Genomic DNA, 19625 nt, shown 5'->3' with positions numbered 1-19625 from the left:
TTAACGTTTTGCGGAGGTGACGATATTGGACAAGCTTAGCCTACATGATGCATTAAAACAACGAATATTGATCCTCGACGGTGCAATGGGGACCATGATTCAACAAGTTGATCTCACAGGCGCAGATTTTGGCGGAGAAGATCTGGATGGATGTAATGAAATGCTTGTACTTACACGTCCAGAGCTAATCCAGCGTATTCATGAGGAGTATCTGGAAGCCGGTGCTGATTTAATTGAAACAAATACGTTTGGTGCAACTTCTGTTGTACTTGCTGAATATGACATTCAGGACCGTGCACGTGAAATTAATCTCGAAGCAGCCAGAATTGCAAAAGCTGCCGCGGATCGATTCTCGACGCCGGAGTCTCCACGCTATGTGGTGGGTGCCATGGGACCTACCACCAAAACGCTGTCTGTAACAGGTGGAGTAACGTTTCAAGAGCTCATCGACAGTTATTTCGAGCAAGCGCTTGCTTTAATTGAGGGAGGCGTTGATGCGCTGCTGCTTGAAACCTCACAAGATACGCTTAATGTAAAAGCAGGTAGCATTGGAATTCAACAGGCGTACGAGCAAAGCGGTATCAAACTTCCATTGATGATCTCAGGAACGATTGAACCGATGGGTACAACCCTCGCAGGTCAGAATATTGAGTCTTTTTATATATCCTTAGAACACCTTAACCCAATTTCAGTGGGACTAAACTGTGCTACAGGCCCTGAATTCATGCGTGACCATATTCGCTCGCTTTCCGGGATGGCTTCAGTTGCGGTAAGTTGTTATCCAAATGCAGGTCTTCCGGATGAAAACGGTAATTACCATGAATCCCCTGATTCGCTTGCTCAGAAGATCGGTGCTTTTGCCGAACAGGGCTGGTTGAACATCGCGGGTGGCTGTTGTGGAACAACACCTGCACATATTCGAGCAATGCGGGATACACTTGCCAAGTACCCTCCAAGAGAAATGAACGGAACACATCCACCAGCATTGTCGGGAATAGATCCAGTCTATGTTGAACAGGACAATCGCCCTTACATGGTTGGGGAACGTACAAACGTACTTGGATCACGGAAATTCAAGCGTCTTATTGTTGAAGGGAAATATGAAGAAGCTTCGGAAATTGCTCGGGCTCAGGTGAAAAATGGGGCACATGTTGTCGACGTTTGTGTTCAAGACCCGGACCGCGAAGAAGCCGAAGACATGGAGAAGTTCCTAGAACTTGTTGTCAAAAAAGTTAAGGTGCCACTTATGATCGATACGACAGATGCAGCCGTCATCGACCTTGCACTGCAATACTCTCAAGGTAAAGCAATAATTAACTCCATTAACCTTGAGGACGGTGAGGAAAAGTTCGAGCTGGTCACTCCGTTGTTGCATAAATACGGCGGTGCTGTCGTTGTCGGAACGATTGATGAACGCGGTCAGGCCATTAGTCGTGAGGACAAGCTTGAGGTAGCCAAGAGATCTTACGATTTGCTGGTGAACAAATATGGATTAAAAGCCGAAGACCTGATTTTTGATACCCTGGTATTTCCAGTAGGTACGGGCGATGAACAATATATCGGTTCGGCCAAAGAAACCATTGAAGGTATTCGTATCATTAAAGAAGCGATGCCTGAATGTCATACGATACTGGGGATCAGTAACATTTCATTTGGATTGCCTGAAGCAGGGCGTGAAGTGTTGAACTCTGTATTTTTGTATGAGTGTACCAAAGCGGGTCTCGATTATGCCATCGTTAACACAGAGAAGCTGGAGCGTTATGCATCCATTCCGGAGGAAGAGCGCAGACTCTCGGAAGAGCTGTTATATAATACGAATGACGAAACACTGGCTGCTTTCGTAGCGGCGTTCCGTAACAAAAAGGTTGAGAAAAAAGAAAAAATTTCGAACCTGTCGTTGGAAGAACGTCTCGCATCGTATGTTGTTGAAGGAAGCAAAGAAGGCTTGCTGCCCGATCTGGAGCAGGCACTCGCCAAATATACAGCCCTTGAAGTAATCAATGGCCCGCTGATGCGGGGGATGGAAGAAGTAGGGCGACTGTTTAACAACAATGAGTTGATTGTAGCAGAGGTGCTGCAGAGTGCGGAAGTCATGAAGGCTTCGGTAGCTTATTTGGAACAGTTCATGGAAAAGAATGAGACGTCAGTTAAAGGAAAGATTATTCTAGCAACGGTCAAGGGCGATGTACACGACATCGGCAAAAACCTTGTGGAGATCATCCTTTCCAATAACGGTTACCGGATCATTAATTTGGGTATAAAAGTACCACCAGAGCGAATTATCGAGGCGTACAGAGAAGAAAAAGTCGATGCGATCGGTCTATCCGGTCTGTTGGTAAAATCGGCGCAACAGATGATTCTTACCGCTCAGGACTTGCGCACAGCAGGTATTGATGTACCTATTATGGTTGGTGGAGCGGCATTGACACGCAAATTCACCAAGAACCGTATACGCCCGGAATATAACGGAATGGTTGTATATGCAAAAGATGCGATGGACGGTCTGGATTTGGCCAACAAGCTCATGAACCCAAGCACGCGTGAAGTGATGCAACTGGAGATGGACGCTGAAAAAGAGGCGGACGCAGCTGGTGCAGAAACCGTTAAATCACTTCCCGAGCTTACACGGGTAGAGCGTTCGGATATTGCAATAGACAACCCGGTTCTCGTTCCACCGGATCTGGAACGACATGTCATGCGGAACTATCCGCTATCACACATCTTACCGTATGTGAACATGCAGATGTTGCTCGGACACCATCTTGGTTTGCGTGGCTCGGTAGAGCAGCTGCTTGCTTCAGGTGATCAGAAAGCCACTGACCTGAAAGCGGTAGTGGATGATATTATGCAGGAGGCTGTTCGTGACGGGATTATTCAGGCGCACGCTATGTATCGTTTCTTCCCGGCTCAGTCCAGTGGTAACAGCGTCATTATCTATGACCCTGAAAATACAAGCAATATCTTGCATACATTCACGTTCCCTCGTCAAAAAGTTGAACCATTCCTGTGCCTTTCTGATTTCTTGAAGCCAGTAGAATCCGGACAAATGGATTACGTTGGTTTCATGGTCGTAACTGCTGGTCACGGTGTACGAGAATTATCGACGGCTTGGAAGGAGCAAGGTGATTATCTTCGTTCGCATGCTCTGCAATCCGTAGCGCTTGAAGTAGCAGAGGGATTAGCTGAGCGGGTTCATCATATGATGAGAGATATCTGGGGATTCCCGGATCCAGCACAGATGACCATGAAGCAACGTCATGGAGCACGCTATCAGGGAATCAGGGTATCATTCGGATATCCGGCATGTCCCGATTTGGAAGACCAAGGGCCACTGTTTAAGTTGTTACAGCCTGAAGATATTGGTGTGGAACTGACTGAAGGTTTCATGATGGAACCTGAAGCATCCGTATCGGCGATGGTATTCAGCCATCCACAAGCGAAGTATTTTAACGTGGATAAGGCATAAAAGTAAAAGGTCAGGCAAAGCCCTCCGCATTGTCGGAGGCTTTTTGCTGGCAGCAGAAAGAGGTGCGATCCAGAGTGGAACTATATTTCCTGGGAACTAACGCTGGTGTACCTACGCTTCAGCGGAATGTAACGTCCATAGGGCTGCGTATGTTGGATGAGCGCAGAGCCTTGTGGTTGTTTGACTGCGGGGAAGGAACCCAGCATCAGATTTTAAGTTCTCCGCTTAAATTGAGCAAATTGGAGAAAATATTTATCACCCATTTACATGGCGATCATGTATTTGGACTTCCAGGTCTGCTCTCCAGCAGAGCATATCAGGGTGGCACTACACCGTTAACGGTGTATGGCCCGCCAGGAACTGAACGAATGATCAAGACAACCATGGAGCTAAGTCAATCACGTCTAAACTATGATCTAAGCATTGTGGAACATACAGGCGGAGTGCTTTTCGAAGATGAGAGCTTCATTGTTGAATCCGCGTTGCTGGAACATCGTATCGACAGTTATGGGTATCGGATTACCGAAAAGGATCGTCCAGGCAGTCTGGACCCTGCGAAACTGGCTGAATATGGCTTGAACCCAGGGCCGCTATTTGGTCGCCTAAAGCGGGGAGAAACGATTACCCTCGACAACGGGGACTTCCTTCGCCCAGAAGATGTGTTGGGTGCACCCAAGCGAGGGATGGTCATTACCATCTTGGGAGATACACGCCCATGTGACAATGTACAGCCACTTGCACTAAATGCGGATGTTCTTGTACACGAAGCTACGTTTCTGCATGATTTGGCTGATACGGCTCATGAGTACTATCATAGTACATCGAAGCAAGCGGCTGAGGCGGCGAGAGCGGCAGGTGCAGGACAGCTGATCATGACCCATTTTAGCTCTCGTTACAAAGATGAGGATCAGTTGCAGCCACTTCTGGAAGAAGCGCAGTCGATATTCCCGAATACGAAACTTGCGATTGAACACGAGCTTATTCCAGTTGTTCACCGTAAGAGCGAATCCTAATGGTGGATGTGCGAAACAGTACAGCCAAACACGACGGGAGAACAAGCCGTTAATTGCACGGGACTGAGGGGAAGTTACTCCCGAGGTCCCTTTTGCAATCTGGCCGGAAAGCGTGTAGGATGGGCAATATGAGCAGGGAAATGATTCAAATTATTTTCCGGGAAAGCGCAGGAAATGACAAGCTTGTACAGAAGACGCGCGGGGCCAAACGTCCGTGTTCGATTCGATTCGACGTGTTGCGTGCAGATGCGAGTAAGCCATTTTTTTGTACTGTATACATAGGTTGGCATTGAAGTTCGAGGCAAATGGTTAAGGACATGAAATGTTAATGGAATAAAGAAAGGAAGTGCTGTATATGATTAAGGCCTATCTGATCGACCTGGACGGTACGCTCTATCATGGCAGACATCGCATCGAAGGAGCCGATAAGCTTATTCAGACATTGAATGAACAAGGCATGCCTTATTTGTTTGTGACTAATAACTCTTCGCGTACACCGCAAGGCGTGGCAGATCATCTGAATGGGATGGGGATCCCCGCCGATGCATCACAGGTATGTACTTCTGCGGTGGCAGCTGCGGAATACGTGGCCAAAGAGGCTCCAGGTGGGAAAGTGGCTTGTATCGGAGAAGAAGGGCTGTTGCAAGCGATTGAGGCTGCAGGGCTTAAACTAACGGACGATGAACCTGAATACGTTATACAAGGAATTGATCGTGAATTTTCCTATCATAAATTGACCAAAGCGCTTCGCTGGATCAACGGCGGCTCTAAATCGGTCATGACCAACCCTGATTTGCAGCTTCCATCTGATGATGGACTTACGCCGGGAGCGGGAACGATCGGGGCAGCGATAGAAGCAGCAACCGGAGTCCACCCTACCGTCATTGGCAAACCGTCAAGTATTATTATGAAGTCTGCTATTAGCCGATTGAACTTAAAGTCTGATGAAGTTGCTGTAATCGGAGACAATATGCGTACAGATATTGCGGCAGGAGCAGCAGCGGGATGCGAGACCCTGCTGGTTCTTACCGGAATAACGACAAGGGACAATATGGATAGCCACATCCAGGCGACCAAGGTTCGTCCTGATCATGTGTTTGAAGATTTGCATAAACTGATTGAGTGGCTGTCGCAGACGACAAGCCAAGCATCCAAGAAGGGGTAGATGTACGATGCCGGAATTGCCGGAAATGGAAAACTACCGGACCTTGCTGTCCGAGAAAATACTCGATTTGCCGATTACAGGTGTGGTGGTTAACCGTGAAAAGTCGATTAATACCGATCCTGATGTGTTCACCCGTGAACTGACAGGGAATCGTATCATATTTGTAGAGCGCAGGGCCAAACATCTGATCTTTCATCTGGCTAATGGTAAGCGGCTTGTGCTTCACCTCATGCTGGGCGGAATGATTTTCTGGGGCACGGAAGCTGAACGTCCTGATCGCTCCACTCAAGTGGAAATTCAGTTTGGAGAATATACGTTATTCTTTATTGGGCTCCGTTTAGGATATCTGCATCTGCTTACTTCCAAAGAGACGGAAGAGGCTATGTCTGACCTTGGACCTGAACCTCTTGATCGGCGCATGAATGCAGAACGTTTTGCTGCCCTGTTGAAAGGACGTCGGGGTACACTTAAAACTACACTGGTCAATCAACACATTATTGCAGGCATCGGAAATTGTTATTCGGATGAGATTGCATTTGCAGCAGGCCTGAGACCAAGCTCCAAGACGCAAAATATTGCTGCTTCGTCTGAACTCACAGCACGTTTGTACCATTCTGTGCAATCCGTGTTGCGGGAAGCTGCTTCGGAAGGCGGTTATATGGAAATGCCGTTGATGCAGGGAGATACCAAGACGGGAAGTTTTGACGAGCAGTGCCGGGTGTATGATCGTGAAGGGGAAACTTGCCCTCGCTGTGGGGGAACGATAGCGCGCGTGGAAATTACGGGCAAGAAGGCATTCTTCTGTCCGGATTGCCAGCATGAGGCCTAAAAGCGGAATCGGGGCACATGTCAGCACCAGAGGCGGATTCCTTCAGGCAGCCAAGCGTGCATATGAGATGGGGGCTACGGCATTTCAATATTTTCCGAAGAACCCGCGGAGCCTTGGCTTGAAAGAACTGGACCTCAAAGATGCTGAACAGTGTCGGGATTGGTGTGAGAAGCAGGGGATTTCTTCCATTGCCCACTCACCCTATCCCACGAATCCAGCTTTGGGCAAAACCCGAGGAGAGGCGGGTTTTCATGCAACCATCGCATCGATACAAAATGATCTGCATATTGCAGATGCCTGCGGTTCAGTAGGGACTGTAGTTCACTTTGGACATCTCAAGAGCAATGGACCACTTGAAGGATATCAGAATCTCATATCCTGTCTGGATACCGTTTTAGCAGATTGGGATGGACAGGCTAAGGTTCTGCTTGAAAATCAGGCTGGAGATCATGGTCCCATAGGTACGACGATGGAAGAGTTGATACAGATTCGTAAGCTAAGCCGGTATCCTGAACATATTGCTTTTTGTTTTGACACATGTCATGCTTTTGCATCAGGCATGTGGACGTCAGGCAATGAGGCATCGATGCTGGAGAAAGGCAGACTGCTGGGATACTGGGATGCTCTTGCGGCTGTTCACTTCAATGATTCGAAATATCCTTCCGGTTCATGCAAGGACAGACATGCACGGATTGGACAGGGTTATATAGGAAAAAAAGCGATGCAGGAACTGTTATGTGCGCCTGAATTTCAGCAAGCGGTAGTTGTGCTGGAGACCGAATCAGGCGAAGATGGAACACACCGTGGAGACATTGAGCTCATGCGTTCCTGGCTTTAAATGGGGAGAGGAGCGATTGTAATGCATGTTTTTTTGGATGATTACCGGGCATGTCCGAAAGGGTTTGTTTTGGCTACCAATGCAGAAGAATGCCTGATGCTGCTTAGAGAAGGTGACGTGGACATCCTATCCCTGGATTATGAATTGGGTCCAGAGTCGCCGAATGGCGGTGAGGTTGCTGCTTCGATCGTCCGGGAAGGTTTATTTCCACGTCAGATCTATTTGCACACGTCCAGCATGTATGGCAAACGTCAGATGTACGAATTGTTGTACAGCAATAAACCAGACTCTGTCACCGTCCATAATGGTCCGATGTCGGGTGAGATTATGCTTCGTGTTGCTGCGGGAGAAGAAAGCTGATGAAGCCGATTACGACGAAAATGTTAATGCGTGGTGTATGGGAAGGCATGCCTCAGGCTGTATTTATCTATACCCCGCTATGCGGAACTTGCGTGGCAGCACGTCGAATGCTTGAGATTGCCGAGCATTTGCTGCCCGAAGGGCTTTTGACCGAGATGAATATTCACGATATCCCGGAACTTGTGCAGCAATTTCAGATTTCGAGCGTTCCTGCGGTTATGCTGTTTGATGGAGAACATGATGTGCCCAGAATGGTCTATCGGATGAACTCTGTTGAGCATCTGTTAGGGGAAATCCGAAAGGCGGTGCTAAAATGAGTGTAATCTCGATGGAGCATGTCTCTCTTAGACGGGAAGACAATCAGATTCTAGATGACGTCCATCTGCATGTTAAAGAAGGCGAGCATTGGGTGATTCTTGGGCGAAATGGTTCAGGTAAAACTACGCTGCTGGAAATGATGAATGGATATATGTTTCCAAGTAAGGGGCGTATTGAAGTATTGGGCAACATGTATGGTCAATGTGACGTGCGGGAGGTTCGGAAAGAAATTGGTTATATCAGTCAGACATTGATTGAGAAACTAACACTTCGAGATCCGGTATGGGAAGTTGTCGCAACAGGAGCTTATGCTTTTTTGCGTTTCTATCAAACGATCCCGGATGATGTGAAGGCCAAAGCATTGAACCTGCTTGATGAAATGGGCTTTGCAAAACTGGCTAATCATCCGCTCGGCACCCTTTCTCAAGGGGAGCGCAAAAAAGTAATGCTGGCTCGTTCATTGATGGCAGATCCGAAATTGCTGATTATGGACGAGCCTTGTGCCGGGCTCGATCTGTATGAACGCGAGAAAATGCTGGCCGAAGTTGATCGACTGCGTAAGCGTAATATCACAGTCGTTTATGTAACTCATCACGTCGAAGAGATCGTACCCTTGTTCACACATGTGGCCTTGATCCGCGATGGGCGTATTGCTGCGGCAGGTCCCAAACATGAAGTTTTAACACAAGATACAATTAAGCATACGTACGATGTTCCGGTTGATATCCAGTGGGATAATGGACGTCCCTGGATCCGCGTACGTTCTGGAGGGTAACACAATTTGAGTACACAGTCATCTTGGGGTGAAGGAGACTTCTCCCGTTTTATCTGCACAGCCAATCATGGCTTTGCGCCCTATGCTCAGGAGGAATTGCGCCGTACGTTTGGGGCAGTCAAGAGCACGGTACTCGTACCGGGTGAGATTCTGCTTGCCGGTCTTCCGATTGCGGAAGAAGAGGTAGCGATTAAGCTTTTGGAAGTTTATCCGACGTTTTTACGTCATATTCAACCTGTTCAATTTCAGGAAAATACGGAAGATTCAGCGCAAGCAATGGAAAAATTGATTTCATTTGTGTTGAACCATACGGAGTTAATAGGCACTAAAGTTGCATTACAAGTTCGTAAAACTGAAGGGGCCTTTTGGCAGGAGAATGCTGCTTCTTTGAAACAGCTGTTGACCGAGAAGCTGAATGACCTTGGCTGTGAGTGGGTTGTCCGTGATGCGGATCATGTTATATCTGTCTTCGTTGCGGATGACATGTTATATGCCGGCGTATCCAGACCTGATCAAAATTTGTCGGACTGGAGTGGCGGAGCAGTTCGTTTTCAGAAGGAAGAGGGGCAAATCTCTCGGGCCAAATTCAAATTGCTTGAAGCGGAGCAGACTTTTGGCATCGACTTTACTTCTTTTCACAAAGCATTGGACATCGGTGCTGCACCAGGTGGATGGACCTCTTTCCTGCTTGAGCGCGGGCTTGAAGTTACAGCTGTTGATCCGGCCAAGATGGATGCGACCTTGCTGGAATCGCCCAAACTGACCTTTTTGAAAAAAAATGCAGGTGATGTACGTTTCCGCGAAGGGGAATTCGATCTGCTCGTATGTGATATGAGCTGGAGCCCCAAGCTGATGAGCCGTCTTATATCGGACCTGCTGTATAGCCTCCAATCGGGGGGGACAGCAGTTGTGACAGTGAAGTTACTGCATAAGAAGCCGCTTGCGTTGATTAAAGAAGTCATCGATACATTTGAGCGCTCCCGGATGCAGATTCAACGTTCCAAACAGTTGTTTCACAACCGTGAAGAAATTACGCTATATATGATTAAGTATTAAGATATTAAAGGCATTAAATTTTATGCTTTACAACACCTTATTTCCTATACTATAATGATACCAATATTAACCATAACAAGTTGAGGGAAAGCATCCCGAAGTGAAGAGTCCGGATATCCGGTCTGTTCCGCTTCGGTGAAGCTTTCCCTTTTTTGTTATGCACACAAGGAGGAGTCTATATGAGACATCCGGCCAGGCTCGAGCGTGGAAGCCTGCTGGGAGGAAGGTATCGTATTGTGTCCATTCTAGGTTCAGGTGGAATGAGCCATGTATATGAAGCTGAGGATTTGAAGTTGCCAGGCAAAACCTGGGCGATCAAAGAAAGTGTGACGGCGATGCCATACGAAGGCAGTATGGAGTCAGAAGCTGCTCTTCTTACATCTCTGAGGCATCCCAGATTGCCGCAAATCGTAGATTTTTTTGTTCCTGATGAGCACGGTTATACCTATCTTGTGATGGAGTACATTGAGGGATTGACACTTAGTGACTATTTCAAGCAATGTCGTGGGAAGATTCCGCTTGAACATATGACGGAGTTTGTGCTTCAGTTGCTGGATGTATTAAGTTATTTGCACAGTCTGGACCCACCTGTCATCTACCGGGATTTGAAACCATCCAACATTATGATTACACCAGAACATGAAGTCAGACTGATTGATTTTGGGATAGCGCGCAGTTATAAAGCACAAAGAGTCGATGATACGGTTAAATTGGGAACGGCTGGCTTCGCTGCACCAGAGCAATATGGTTCAGGGCAGACTGATGCGCGTTCTGACCTGTACGGGCTTGGAGCATTGCTGCTCTATCTCATGACTTGTGGAGCTTATACGGAATGGATTCAGGGAGTAGAGAGTTCCATTCGCAGCGACGTTCCACGTACCTATATTCCTGTTGCGAGAAGGTTGTTGCGACTGAATCCGAATGAACGCTTTCAATCGGCTGATGAAGTTCGTAAGGAGCTGCTGCGAAGACCGGGAATAGCTGCTGGTGGTTCAGAAACGACGGTGACGATAAGCGGAGGAACAAGAGTGATCGCTTTGACGGGGGCATCATCCGGTGTTGGAGTTACGCATACGGCCATAGCCATCAGTCACTATCTGGAGCGGCAGAACTTCAAAGTGGCCATAATCGAGATGTCGCCACGTTCCCAATCGTTTGCACGGATTCAACAAGTGGCCCAAGCAGGCAAACCCATGCCAGCAGGCAGACAGTTTGCAGTAGATGGTGTGCATTACTGGAAACAATCAGGACGCGCAGACATCCTGTCTTTACTGGGAGGCAGCTATCAGTTCATTGTGATGGATCTGGGCAGTGGTCAGGATCAGAACCGGCTTGAAGAGTTTCTTAGAGCCGATCTGCCCATTGTTATAGGTTCTGGTGCCGAATGGAGACAGGCGGAGATTGGATCTTTTGTCCGTTCACACAACCGGTACCCGAGAGACAAATGGATCTACTGCCTGCCACTTGCAGCAGCTGACGCCGTTCAGCGCATGCGCAAAACGTTGGACACTTCCAGTGTCTACGGTCTGCCTTTGCATATCGATCCCTTTGATCGGGAACCGCACATGGATAAGGTTTTTGCTCATATTCTGACTCATATGATTGGACAGCTTCCCAAGAAACGTTCATTCTTTGCAAGAAAAAGAGTACATGATTAGAAGAGATTGCGAAAGGAGAGCCTCTTTTGTCTAAATTAAGAAAACAAAGCCGTCAACTGATTTACGCTGGATTGACGGGAGCAGGAGCAATCGGTTTGTTGTTTGGGGCATATGTTATTTACAATGTCAAAACCATGAGTGATACGAGGTCTGAAGTGGAGGCTCGATACTCATCAGCCTACAAACAAAAAGAAGCTGAATTGATGCAACAATGGAACTCGGGGGCACAGGGCTGGGTAACTATACGGGATGTTGAAGCAGGAGAGCCGATATTGCCCGAGGATATCAAACTCATAGCCGTTCCAGATGCACAGGCACCAAGGAATCTGTGGTCCAGCTCCAAGCAAATGGATGGTCAAGTGGCGAAAATAGAATTAAAAAAGGGAACAGCTATTACAACTGAAATGGTGTATGAAGATACCCCGGCACCGCCGGATTTAAGAAACCGTGAACTACAGGTTGTGTTATTACCTTCTTCACTTGCTAAGGGAGACATCATTGATATTCGTATTCAGTTTCCAACGGGTCAAGACTACATTCTCCTGTCCAAAAAGAAAGTCGAAAGATTAAATGCAGCTACGCTATGGATTACGATGACGGAGGAGGAAATCCTGTCCCTTTCAAGTGCAATTGTAGATGCCTATTTACATAAAGCTTCAATCTATGCTCTAACCTATGTAGAACCACAGTTCCAGACTCCAGCAATCCCGACATACCCTGCCAACAATGAAGTGTTAAAACTGTTGGAGAGTGATCCTAATCTAGTGCGTCGGGCTGAAGTGGAGTTGGCGCGGCAGGTACGGAGTTCGCTAGAAAGCTCACTCGCCGCATCCATGTCTGCGCCATCCCAAGGTGTGGAGCAGGATGTTGCGCAGTCCTCCGTTTCATACAATAATCGCCCCGGAGCGAATAACTCTTCATCTACCGATGGTGTTATCTGGAATGACGGTTCAGGTAGCGGTGGAGCCTCTGGTACGGGGAGCAATGATTCTTCTGCGTCCACTACGAGTACGGATGAGCAGAAAAGCTTGCTGACGGGCGGGGAGTAAAACGCAGGACAAACAAGTTATTATTCATGTAACAACGTGTAAAAGAACTTAAAAGGAGATTCGATAGCTATGCGAACATGGATCTTTGCCGGGTTATGCGAGAAGAATGACCTGATGCTGTACCTTTGCAAAATACTGGCGTCCTCCGGTAAACGTGTCTTGCTTGTTGATGGAACATTACAGCAGAAATATGGATACGGTGTAGGGGAAAGTCAGCAATCTCTGCGTATTACAGAGTTTGAAGGTTTTGATATTGCTTGTCAGTTCGTAACTTCAACAGCGGTTGAGAGTCATCTTGAAGCGAGTGGCGAGAAATTGGAGACCTATGATTATGTCCTTTACGATATGGAAACATCACACTTTGCATCACGTGATTTATGGCTCACGGCTGATATCCGTGTCTGGGTCAGTGATTATGAACGTTACAATCTGGAACGGGGTAAAGGCTGGCTCAAGCGTTTGCTTGAAGAACAGTCCCTGCCAGCAGAACTGCCATTTCAGCGCATTTTGATCAATGCCGTTGATTGCAAACTGGAAGCTCGATATTTGTGGGCGTATCTGGAAGGTAGTCCATTTGTATGGACAGGAGAATCGCTGATGTTGCCTTGGGATGAACTGACCGCAGCAGTCAAACTGGAAAACGAGCATCATCGTCGGATACGCCTGGGGCCATTATCTCGGAACTATAAAAAATCGCTATGCAGGTTAGTGGAGCAGTTGACCGGATGGGAAAATGTCCAGAGTCGCCGGGCCATTAAAGAAGCAGAAAGGATGAGGGCATGAGCACCATTACGTTTTGGAGTCCTTTTGCAGGATCAGGCAGCACCTCAAGTGCATTAATCGGGGCCTATGCGATGGCGCTTCAATATAGGACAAGAATTTTGCTTGTAAATACTGGTCCAGTCGGGAGCGGCACAGAAGCTGCCCTTCCACCTAAAGAAATAGAGGACACGGGATCAGCATTTACATTTGAGGAAGGGGGATGGGATGCTGTAGAGCGGCTGCATATCAGCGGAAGTCTGAACAAGCATAATTTGAGGGATTATACTAAGCCGCTCCTTAAAGACCGTTTGGATTTATTGACTGGCAGAATTAACCGGTTGGAACGTTCAACAGAAGAGCATGTGGAGACATTAAAAAGGCTGCTGCACGTAGCCAATGAATATTATGATCTGGTTCTTCTGGATGCAGATCGCGCAGGCACAAGTGCCCCGGTTCTGCTGGATCAAGCCGACTATGTTGTAGTGAACCTGAATCAAAATATGAGGGATCTGGAGTATTTTTTTGAGAAAATCAGACCCGAGCGTATGAGTGAGCAGAAGCTGCATGTTGTACTGAATAAGTATGATCCACATTCACGCACAACCATTACCAATATTCGTCGGCGTTTTCGGTACAAAGGATCGATATCGGTGTTGCCGTATACCACCGGATTCCTGGATGCCTTCAATCGCCGTGATGCTGCTGCTTACTTGCAATTGGAAGGTCTGAGCAACAATAAAGATACTCGTAAAGGGAGCTTTGCCGCAAGTATGGCTGAACTTGCTCGTCTTATTATGGACGGGGCAGGAATGCGAACCGTACTAAAAAGGCTGGAAAGGGGAGCCTGAACCTCCGATGCTCTTGAATACCCTATGGTTAATTTTAATTTTGCTGTTATGCCTTGCGTATGTTTGGTTCAAATATAGAGCTTTCCATCGTGAAAAGAATAACCGTGCTCCTGAGCGAGAAACCTTCACGATTGAAGTGCTGACAGAGAAAGTAAAGAATTCGCTTCATGAGCTTAGTCATAGTCAACTTGCTGATGCCGGATTGCATGAAGAAGAATATCGCCGAAGAATCAATCAGCGCGCCGAGATGCGTAAGGCGCTTAAAGGTTGTGTATCAGGAAGCATCAGTGACAAAACGTATGTCAAAAATCTGATAGGTGATTTGCTTACTCGTAGCATAGGACTGAATAAGTCGAACATCGATGAGGTCATTTATTTTGGTGAAACGGAGTTGCTGACGGTTCAAGATCAATTCGAAATTGTGTTTTATCTATACCGGCAGCAATTTGGTGTCGATGCCTTGTCGCGCATGATTGACACTTATGATCTTGGCAGACTGAGGCTGGGTGAAGATGCAGACGACGGAGGAAGTTACTATATCTCCGAAGAGGACATCCGATATGTGTTTGAGTGTGAGTATAGAGAGCTTGGATTCAGTGAAAAAACGGATATCATCGTTCAACGTATCTACCAGCATTACAAAGGCTTCTCGGTGGTTGATGAAATAAGGGATCAGCGAATAGATGGCGTTAGTGGTGGAGTGAGCGGTATGCTGGATGCCGTTCAGGATATGGGGCTACGGCAGCCAGCTTCGTGGAACGATCTATTGGAGGATGGACTTGAAGATGCTCCCTTTGAAGAACCACTTAGTGGAATGGAAAGTGTCTGGATTTTCTATAAAGGTAAGTCCATTCATCTGTCCTTCCTGTCATTTGGCAGTATCCGTGAACTGAAGAGGGTATGTCAAAATATTTATAAATACAACTATCCAGGGCAGCTTTCGGAAGCGAATGGATACAAGGTGAACGAGATGAAGGATGGATCACGTGTCGTTGTTGTGCGTCCTCCCTTTGCTGAATCATGGGCATTCTTTGTCCGGAAATTCGATATTCCCAATGCTTCACTGGAGCAGCTGATTACTGGAAACAACGCAGATCTGCCAATCACTTTGCTGCAATATTTGATGAAAGGCAGTCGAATTACAGCTGTAACAGGAGCACAAGGGTCGGGTAAAACAACGCTGCTTATGGCGATGGTGAAGCATATTTACGCTTCGTATACCCTGCGTGTACAGGAGATGGCTTTCGAGCTACAGCTGCGGCGTATATACAGTCGGCGTAACATTCTAAGCTTCCGGGAGACCGAGCACATTTCAGGTCAACAGGGACTGGACTTACAGAAAAAGACGGATGGTACTGTAAATATTCTTGGTGAGGTCGCAAGTGACGAAGTAGCCGCATGGATGATTCAGATGTCCCAGGTTGCCAGTCTGTTCACCCTGTTTACCCATCATGCCAAAACGTTTCGCGATCTGGTCTTCTCCCTCCGTAATTCACTGCTCAAAACAGGTATGTTCCAACATGAACATATTGCCGAGGAGCAAGTCGTAAGTGTCATTAATTTCGATGTACATATGAAAAAGGACGCAGAGGGACGAAGATATATCGAACGAATCACGGAGTGTCTGCCACGTGCGAATAAAGGGGACAGCGTGGAAGAACGGGCGGGCTTTACGTTTCGCAATGTAATCGAGTACAGGGATGGCAATTACGTCGCCACAGCTCCGATCTCCATAGGGAGTATCACGGATATGCGGGATCAGATGACACTGCAGGACGCTGCGCTGTTCGAACAGTTCATCAAGCAACATTGGGGTGATACCTATGACCGTTAAGTTTGTTCTTCTTTTGGTGTTGGGGATATGTGCAGGTGGCCTGGTGATCACGCTACTTGTACTGAATCTGTTACGTCATAGAGGAGTTGACACTGCAAGTAAATCTATAGGGAGCGCTACGCTGAACGTAAAAAGTACGCTGCGGTGGGGATCGTTCCTGTTAAAGTCTTATCGCTGGGGCATGAAAGTGCCGCTGCTCTCTGCGTATATTCTGCAAGTACAGAAACGAATCTCATTCCGGCATGTCGGCGACGAACCAGCATTAAGACGAATGACTATGAGCGTTGTTCTAATGATCTTTGGAGGATACGGGAGTATCAGTGTAGTCCTTTTCCTTATGCAGCCGGGTATCGCCTTTGTCATATTGTCGGTACTCTGCGCTGTAGTTCTAAATAGCCTTGTACTGGATATGTGTCTGAATCGTATGGAGAAGCGACTGTTGGTACAGATGCTGGACCTGTTTGCCGATGTGAGACATCGGTATCATCAGCATGGAATGGTAGAGGAAGCACTGTATGAAGCAGCGGAAGCAGGAAAAGGAGAGGCTGCTAAGCAAGTGCTGTTGATCTATGAAGCATTAACTTCTCCGGATCCGAACGAAGCTTTGGAACGTTACTATGAGATTGCGCCAAATCGCTTTCTTAAAGGTTTTGCCGGTATTTCATATATGGTGATGGAGTTCGGGGATAAAGACAGAGCACAGGGTTCGATTTACTTGAAAGGTCTGGGGAATCTGACGCAGGAAATTCATCTTGAGATTTTGCGGCGGGACAAATTGGACTATCTGTTAAAAGGGTTGAATATCATTGCCCTCGCCCCCGTTCTGTTCACTGCTCCAATTGAACGTTGGGCCAGAGGAAGTTTCCCAACGATGGATGAATTCTATCGCAGCAAAATCGGGTTTGTAACCAAAATATCGATCTACGTCATTATCATACTTGCCTACCTGCTTTTGCAAAGACTTCAGCAATATGATGAAACCCGTTATCGGACAGGGCGCAAACACTCCCGAATTGATCAGTTCCTATACAAGCAGACGTTCATTCGTAAAGTAGCGATGTTGTTCGCGGCTAAACCTGGCAGTAACAATTACAGTCAAACTGTAAGACTGATGCGGGAAAGTAGCTCGGAATTGAAATATGAATGGCTGGCTATACGAAGGCTGATGTTATTTGCAAGTTGTTTTGTCCTGGCCATTGGCTGTGTCTTGTTGCTGCATCAGGTTGAACGAAATCATATCTTATATGATCCTGTGAGAGATGACCGGATGTTTGGCGCGATGGGAGAGGCGGAGTTGAAGCAGGCTACAGAAAAGACAAGCTTGGATCAAGCTGTACTTGAGCACATCGCAATGAAGCGAGGAGCAACTTTTGATGAGATCTCCAATGCATTGCAGTCCGTGAATCCCGTTCAACTGGATCATGATACACAGACTGAAACTATTGCACGCATCCTGCAGAAGCTGGAAGGATATAACAAACAATACCTCCACTGGTGGGAGTTAATTATTGCGATGATGATAGGTATAGCGGGTTATCACATGCCGATCTGGCTCATGATGTTTCAGCGGAAGATGAGAAGTATGGACATGAGGCATGAAATTTATCAGTTTCAGACGGTTATATCGATCCTGCGAGAGATGGATCGTATGTCTGTAGAGGAGATACTGGAATGGCTCAATCGCTTTGCTGTCATTTTCAAAAGGCCTCTTCAAAAATGTCTGTTGCACTTTGAACATGGGCCGGAGTATGCACTTGAACAATTGAAAGAGGATGCAGGCCTGCCTGAATTTCAGCGTTTGGTTGAAAAACTGCAACTTGCACTTGGGAAAATTTCGATTCGAGAAGCATTTGATGATTTGGATAGCATGATGGCCTTTTATTTTGAACAACGGAAGCAGGAATACACCAAGATGATTGATGTTAAAGCATCTTGGGGAAGAATGATCGGTTTTACACCGATGTATGCCCTGATCTTCCTCTACCTGGTCATTCCGCTGGTAGGTATGAGTTTCCTGCAAATGAACATTTATTATGAACAGATTCAGAAACTGTAACGACCACTTTACGTCACAGTCTGAAAATAAATTAATAACGATATAGGAGGATTTATCATGAACAATGCATCAAGCGCTTTAAAGGTGGCAGCAGGAATTTTTCTGACCATCGCCCTTATTACAATTGTGGTTCTGTTGTTTATTTCGGCTCAGGAGGCGACCAAAACCGCGCAAAATAATTTTGCTGATATCCAGACCGAGTTGTCCCAGGCTGCATTTACCGTGTATGACGGAACAACTATTAGCGGCTCACAGGTCACCAACGCGTTGCGTAAATATGCGGACAAGGATCAGTTCGGTATTCAAGTTATTACAGGTAAAAATAAAGGTGGCCAATGGTATGGCAATCAGTTAAACATTTCTCAGGATCTCAATAATGCGGATTATGGCTCTGTTATTACACCTGATGAGAAAGTGGGCGTAATCAACCAGACCATGAGTGAAAAAGACAACCAATATGTCAATCCAAGTGGTAAATTCAAAGCAATTATCGTAAAAGACAGATCCAATGTGGTAAGAGGGCTTATTTTCCAGCAATCCTGACAGGAGTTGGTTTAACATGTCCCAGAATTCACAGCAGCTCATGTTGTTCTGTACGGCGGTTGTCCTTTTTGTGACAGCCTGCCTGTACGGGCAACAGAATGTTAGGGTTCTATCAGACGCTTTGAATCACTTGGTGCAGACGACAGCAAACATGGAAGGACGGCTGAATACCACTCTGCGTATAAGCGAGCCAATCCGTTATAGTGGTGCGGAAGTCTTACACACTGTAAGGCAAATGACAGGAACAACGGTCAGCGTGTATGTGGACGGGAATGCATATGTCATTGATCCCCTTGTAAACAGAAGAGGAACCATACCTGTCCAGCTTGCTGCATCGTATAGACCTGAGTTCATAAGAAGTGAGGCTGGCGAACTGCTAAAGATTGCATTTTGGAAGGAGGCCAGTACACCTTGATTAATGCGGCATCCAAGCTGCTTGCTGTTTTGCTGGCAGTGATTTTGGTTTATGTATACCCGGCAGCAGAAACTGCAGATCGACAGGATGACATGGCACGCATGACCGTTGTTCAGACGATTACCCGTTTTGTTGATGCGGTCAGAACAAAGGGATATATTTCCCCTGGCATGTATGCAGAGTTTGAAGAACAGATGGCTCGAACGGGCAACGCCTATGAGATTTCCATGGAACATTTGCACAAAAAATATGTTCCTCATTACTCAGATCCGATGGATCAGAGCACATTTTCTGGTACCTATGAAACGGTACAAGATGGCTATTATTCAGCCCAAATTAAAGCAAAACTTTTTCCTTCGTCCGGTGTGCTGGCTTTAGACGATCCTGGGCGCAGATATACACTGGCAATGGGGGATTTCTTCACAGTAACCGTCAAAAATACCAATCGCACACCTGCCATGCTGATTCGTGAGTGGTTGAACGGGTCTACACAGGCTGCAGCCGTGTTTACCACATATGGGGGTATGGTGCTTAATGAAGATTACGTGTGACTTGTTCCGCTATAACCGAACAACTCGGGAAAAGCGGGGACTTAATTAAATAAGTCCAACTTTGCGACCGAGAATTGGAAAGAGGGAAC

The 19625-nt window shown here is 46.8% G+C and carries 18 protein-coding genes; all 18 read left to right on the top strand.

Annotated elements, in window-relative coordinates:
- Nucleotides 1-25 precede the first annotated feature (25 nt).
- Nucleotides 26-3466, top strand: a complete 3441-nt coding sequence (metH, locus tag ACFVQB_RS13855; protein ID WP_379439828.1) for a methionine synthase — start codon at nt 26-28, stop codon at nt 3464-3466.
- A 74-nt stretch (nt 3467-3540) separates the two neighbouring features.
- Nucleotides 3541-4479, top strand: coding sequence for a ribonuclease Z (gene rnz, locus ACFVQB_RS13850; protein WP_379439825.1), 939 nt, complete (start codon nt 3541-3543; stop codon nt 4477-4479).
- Nucleotides 4480-4834: 355 nt separating this feature from the next.
- The gene (locus ACFVQB_RS13845) at nt 4835-5644 is read left to right on the top strand and encodes a TIGR01457 family HAD-type hydrolase (RefSeq protein WP_379439822.1); all 810 of its coding nucleotides are present in this window, start codon (nt 4835-4837) and stop codon (nt 5642-5644) included.
- Nucleotides 5645-5651: 7 nt separating this feature from the next.
- Complete coding sequence (locus tag ACFVQB_RS13840) at nt 5652-6473, top strand: Fpg/Nei family DNA glycosylase (RefSeq protein ID WP_063562854.1); 822 nt, start codon at nt 5652-5654, stop codon at nt 6471-6473.
- Entirely contained in the window at nt 6463-7311 is an 849-nt protein-coding gene (locus tag ACFVQB_RS13835) for a deoxyribonuclease IV (RefSeq protein WP_379439819.1), read from the top strand. The genes ACFVQB_RS13840 and ACFVQB_RS13835 overlap by 11 nt, the downstream gene beginning before the upstream one ends.
- 21 nt (nt 7312-7332) lie before the next feature.
- A complete protein-coding gene (locus ACFVQB_RS13830) occupies nt 7333-7671 on the top strand; it encodes a cyclic-phosphate processing receiver domain-containing protein (protein ID WP_379439816.1) in 339 nt (112 codons plus the stop codon).
- Nucleotides 7671-7988, top strand: a complete 318-nt coding sequence (locus ACFVQB_RS13825) for a thioredoxin family protein (RefSeq protein ID WP_379439813.1) — start codon at nt 7671-7673, stop codon at nt 7986-7988. The genes ACFVQB_RS13830 and ACFVQB_RS13825 overlap by 1 nt, the downstream gene beginning before the upstream one ends.
- Entirely contained in the window at nt 7985-8764 is a 780-nt protein-coding gene (locus tag ACFVQB_RS13820; RefSeq protein WP_379439810.1) for an ABC transporter ATP-binding protein, read from the top strand. The genes ACFVQB_RS13825 and ACFVQB_RS13820 overlap by 4 nt, the downstream gene beginning before the upstream one ends.
- Nucleotides 8765-8770: 6 nt before the next feature.
- A complete protein-coding gene (locus tag ACFVQB_RS13815) occupies nt 8771-9820 on the top strand; it encodes an SAM-dependent methyltransferase (protein WP_379439807.1) in 1050 nt (349 codons plus the stop codon).
- 179 nt (nt 9821-9999) lie between these two features.
- Entirely contained in the window at nt 10000-11478 is a 1479-nt protein-coding gene (locus ACFVQB_RS13810; RefSeq protein ID WP_379439805.1) for a serine/threonine protein kinase, read from the top strand.
- A gap of 26 nt (nt 11479-11504) precedes the next feature.
- On the top strand, nt 11505-12527 hold the full coding sequence (locus ACFVQB_RS13805) for an SAF domain-containing protein (protein WP_379439802.1): 1023 nt from the start codon (nt 11505-11507) through the stop codon (nt 12525-12527).
- Between the two features lie 69 nt (nt 12528-12596).
- Entirely contained in the window at nt 12597-13310 is a 714-nt protein-coding gene (locus ACFVQB_RS13800; RefSeq protein ID WP_379439799.1) for a hypothetical protein, read from the top strand.
- A complete protein-coding gene (locus tag ACFVQB_RS13795; RefSeq protein ID WP_379439796.1) occupies nt 13307-14137 on the top strand; it encodes a CpaE/TadZ family protein in 831 nt (276 codons plus the stop codon). The genes ACFVQB_RS13800 and ACFVQB_RS13795 overlap by 4 nt, the downstream gene beginning before the upstream one ends.
- A 7-nt stretch (nt 14138-14144) precedes the next feature.
- Nucleotides 14145-15971 carry an ATPase, T2SS/T4P/T4SS family gene (locus ACFVQB_RS13790; protein ID WP_379439793.1) on the top strand — a complete coding sequence of 609 codons (1827 nt, stop codon included), beginning with the start codon at nt 14145-14147 and terminating at the stop codon, nt 15969-15971.
- The gene (locus ACFVQB_RS13785) at nt 15961-18027 is read left to right on the top strand and encodes a hypothetical protein (RefSeq protein ID WP_379439790.1); all 2067 of its coding nucleotides are present in this window, start codon (nt 15961-15963) and stop codon (nt 18025-18027) included. Before ACFVQB_RS13790 ends, ACFVQB_RS13785 begins: the two co-directional genes overlap by 11 nt.
- 57 nt (nt 18028-18084) lie before the next feature.
- Nucleotides 18085-18570 carry an ABC transporter permease gene (locus tag ACFVQB_RS13780; RefSeq protein ID WP_111619553.1) on the top strand — a complete coding sequence of 162 codons (486 nt, stop codon included), beginning with the start codon at nt 18085-18087 and terminating at the stop codon, nt 18568-18570.
- 16 nt (nt 18571-18586) lie between these two features.
- A complete protein-coding gene (locus tag ACFVQB_RS13775) occupies nt 18587-18985 on the top strand; it encodes a hypothetical protein (protein WP_379439786.1) in 399 nt (132 codons plus the stop codon).
- Nucleotides 18982-19536 carry a hypothetical protein gene (locus ACFVQB_RS13770; RefSeq protein WP_379441415.1) on the top strand — a complete coding sequence of 185 codons (555 nt, stop codon included), beginning with the start codon at nt 18982-18984 and terminating at the stop codon, nt 19534-19536. The genes ACFVQB_RS13775 and ACFVQB_RS13770 overlap by 4 nt, the downstream gene beginning before the upstream one ends.
- Nucleotides 19537-19625 lie beyond the last annotated feature (89 nt).

This window comes from Paenibacillus sp. NPDC057886 (genome assembly GCF_042796655.1).
Classification (GTDB): domain Bacteria; phylum Bacillota; class Bacilli; order Paenibacillales; family Paenibacillaceae; genus Paenibacillus.
Note: the sequence above shows the minus strand (reverse complement) of the source record. Positions and strands in the feature narration are given on the sequence as shown.

Coding starts and splice junctions, on each gene's coding strand:
- ACFVQB_RS13820 (WP_379439810.1), top strand. CDS start 7,985: ATGAGTGTAATCTCGATGGAGCATGTCTCTCTTAGACGGGAAGACAAT.
- ACFVQB_RS13800 (WP_379439799.1), top strand. CDS start 12,597: ATGCGAACATGGATCTTTGCCGGGTTATGCGAGAAGAATGACCTGATG.
- ACFVQB_RS13810 (WP_379439805.1), top strand. CDS start 10,000: ATGAGACATCCGGCCAGGCTCGAGCGTGGAAGCCTGCTGGGAGGAAGG.
- ACFVQB_RS13835 (WP_379439819.1), top strand. CDS start 6,463: ATGAGGCCTAAAAGCGGAATCGGGGCACATGTCAGCACCAGAGGCGGA.
- ACFVQB_RS13780 (WP_111619553.1), top strand. CDS start 18,085: ATGAACAATGCATCAAGCGCTTTAAAGGTGGCAGCAGGAATTTTTCTG.
- ACFVQB_RS13830 (WP_379439816.1), top strand. CDS start 7,333: ATGCATGTTTTTTTGGATGATTACCGGGCATGTCCGAAAGGGTTTGTT.
- ACFVQB_RS13845 (WP_379439822.1), top strand. CDS start 4,835: ATGATTAAGGCCTATCTGATCGACCTGGACGGTACGCTCTATCATGGC.
- ACFVQB_RS13785 (WP_379439790.1), top strand. CDS start 15,961: ATGACCGTTAAGTTTGTTCTTCTTTTGGTGTTGGGGATATGTGCAGGT.
- ACFVQB_RS13840 (WP_063562854.1), top strand. CDS start 5,652: ATGCCGGAATTGCCGGAAATGGAAAACTACCGGACCTTGCTGTCCGAG.
- ACFVQB_RS13825 (WP_379439813.1), top strand. CDS start 7,671: ATGAAGCCGATTACGACGAAAATGTTAATGCGTGGTGTATGGGAAGGC.
- ACFVQB_RS13775 (WP_379439786.1), top strand. CDS start 18,587: ATGTCCCAGAATTCACAGCAGCTCATGTTGTTCTGTACGGCGGTTGTC.
- ACFVQB_RS13795 (WP_379439796.1), top strand. CDS start 13,307: ATGAGCACCATTACGTTTTGGAGTCCTTTTGCAGGATCAGGCAGCACC.
- ACFVQB_RS13790 (WP_379439793.1), top strand. CDS start 14,145: ATGCTCTTGAATACCCTATGGTTAATTTTAATTTTGCTGTTATGCCTT.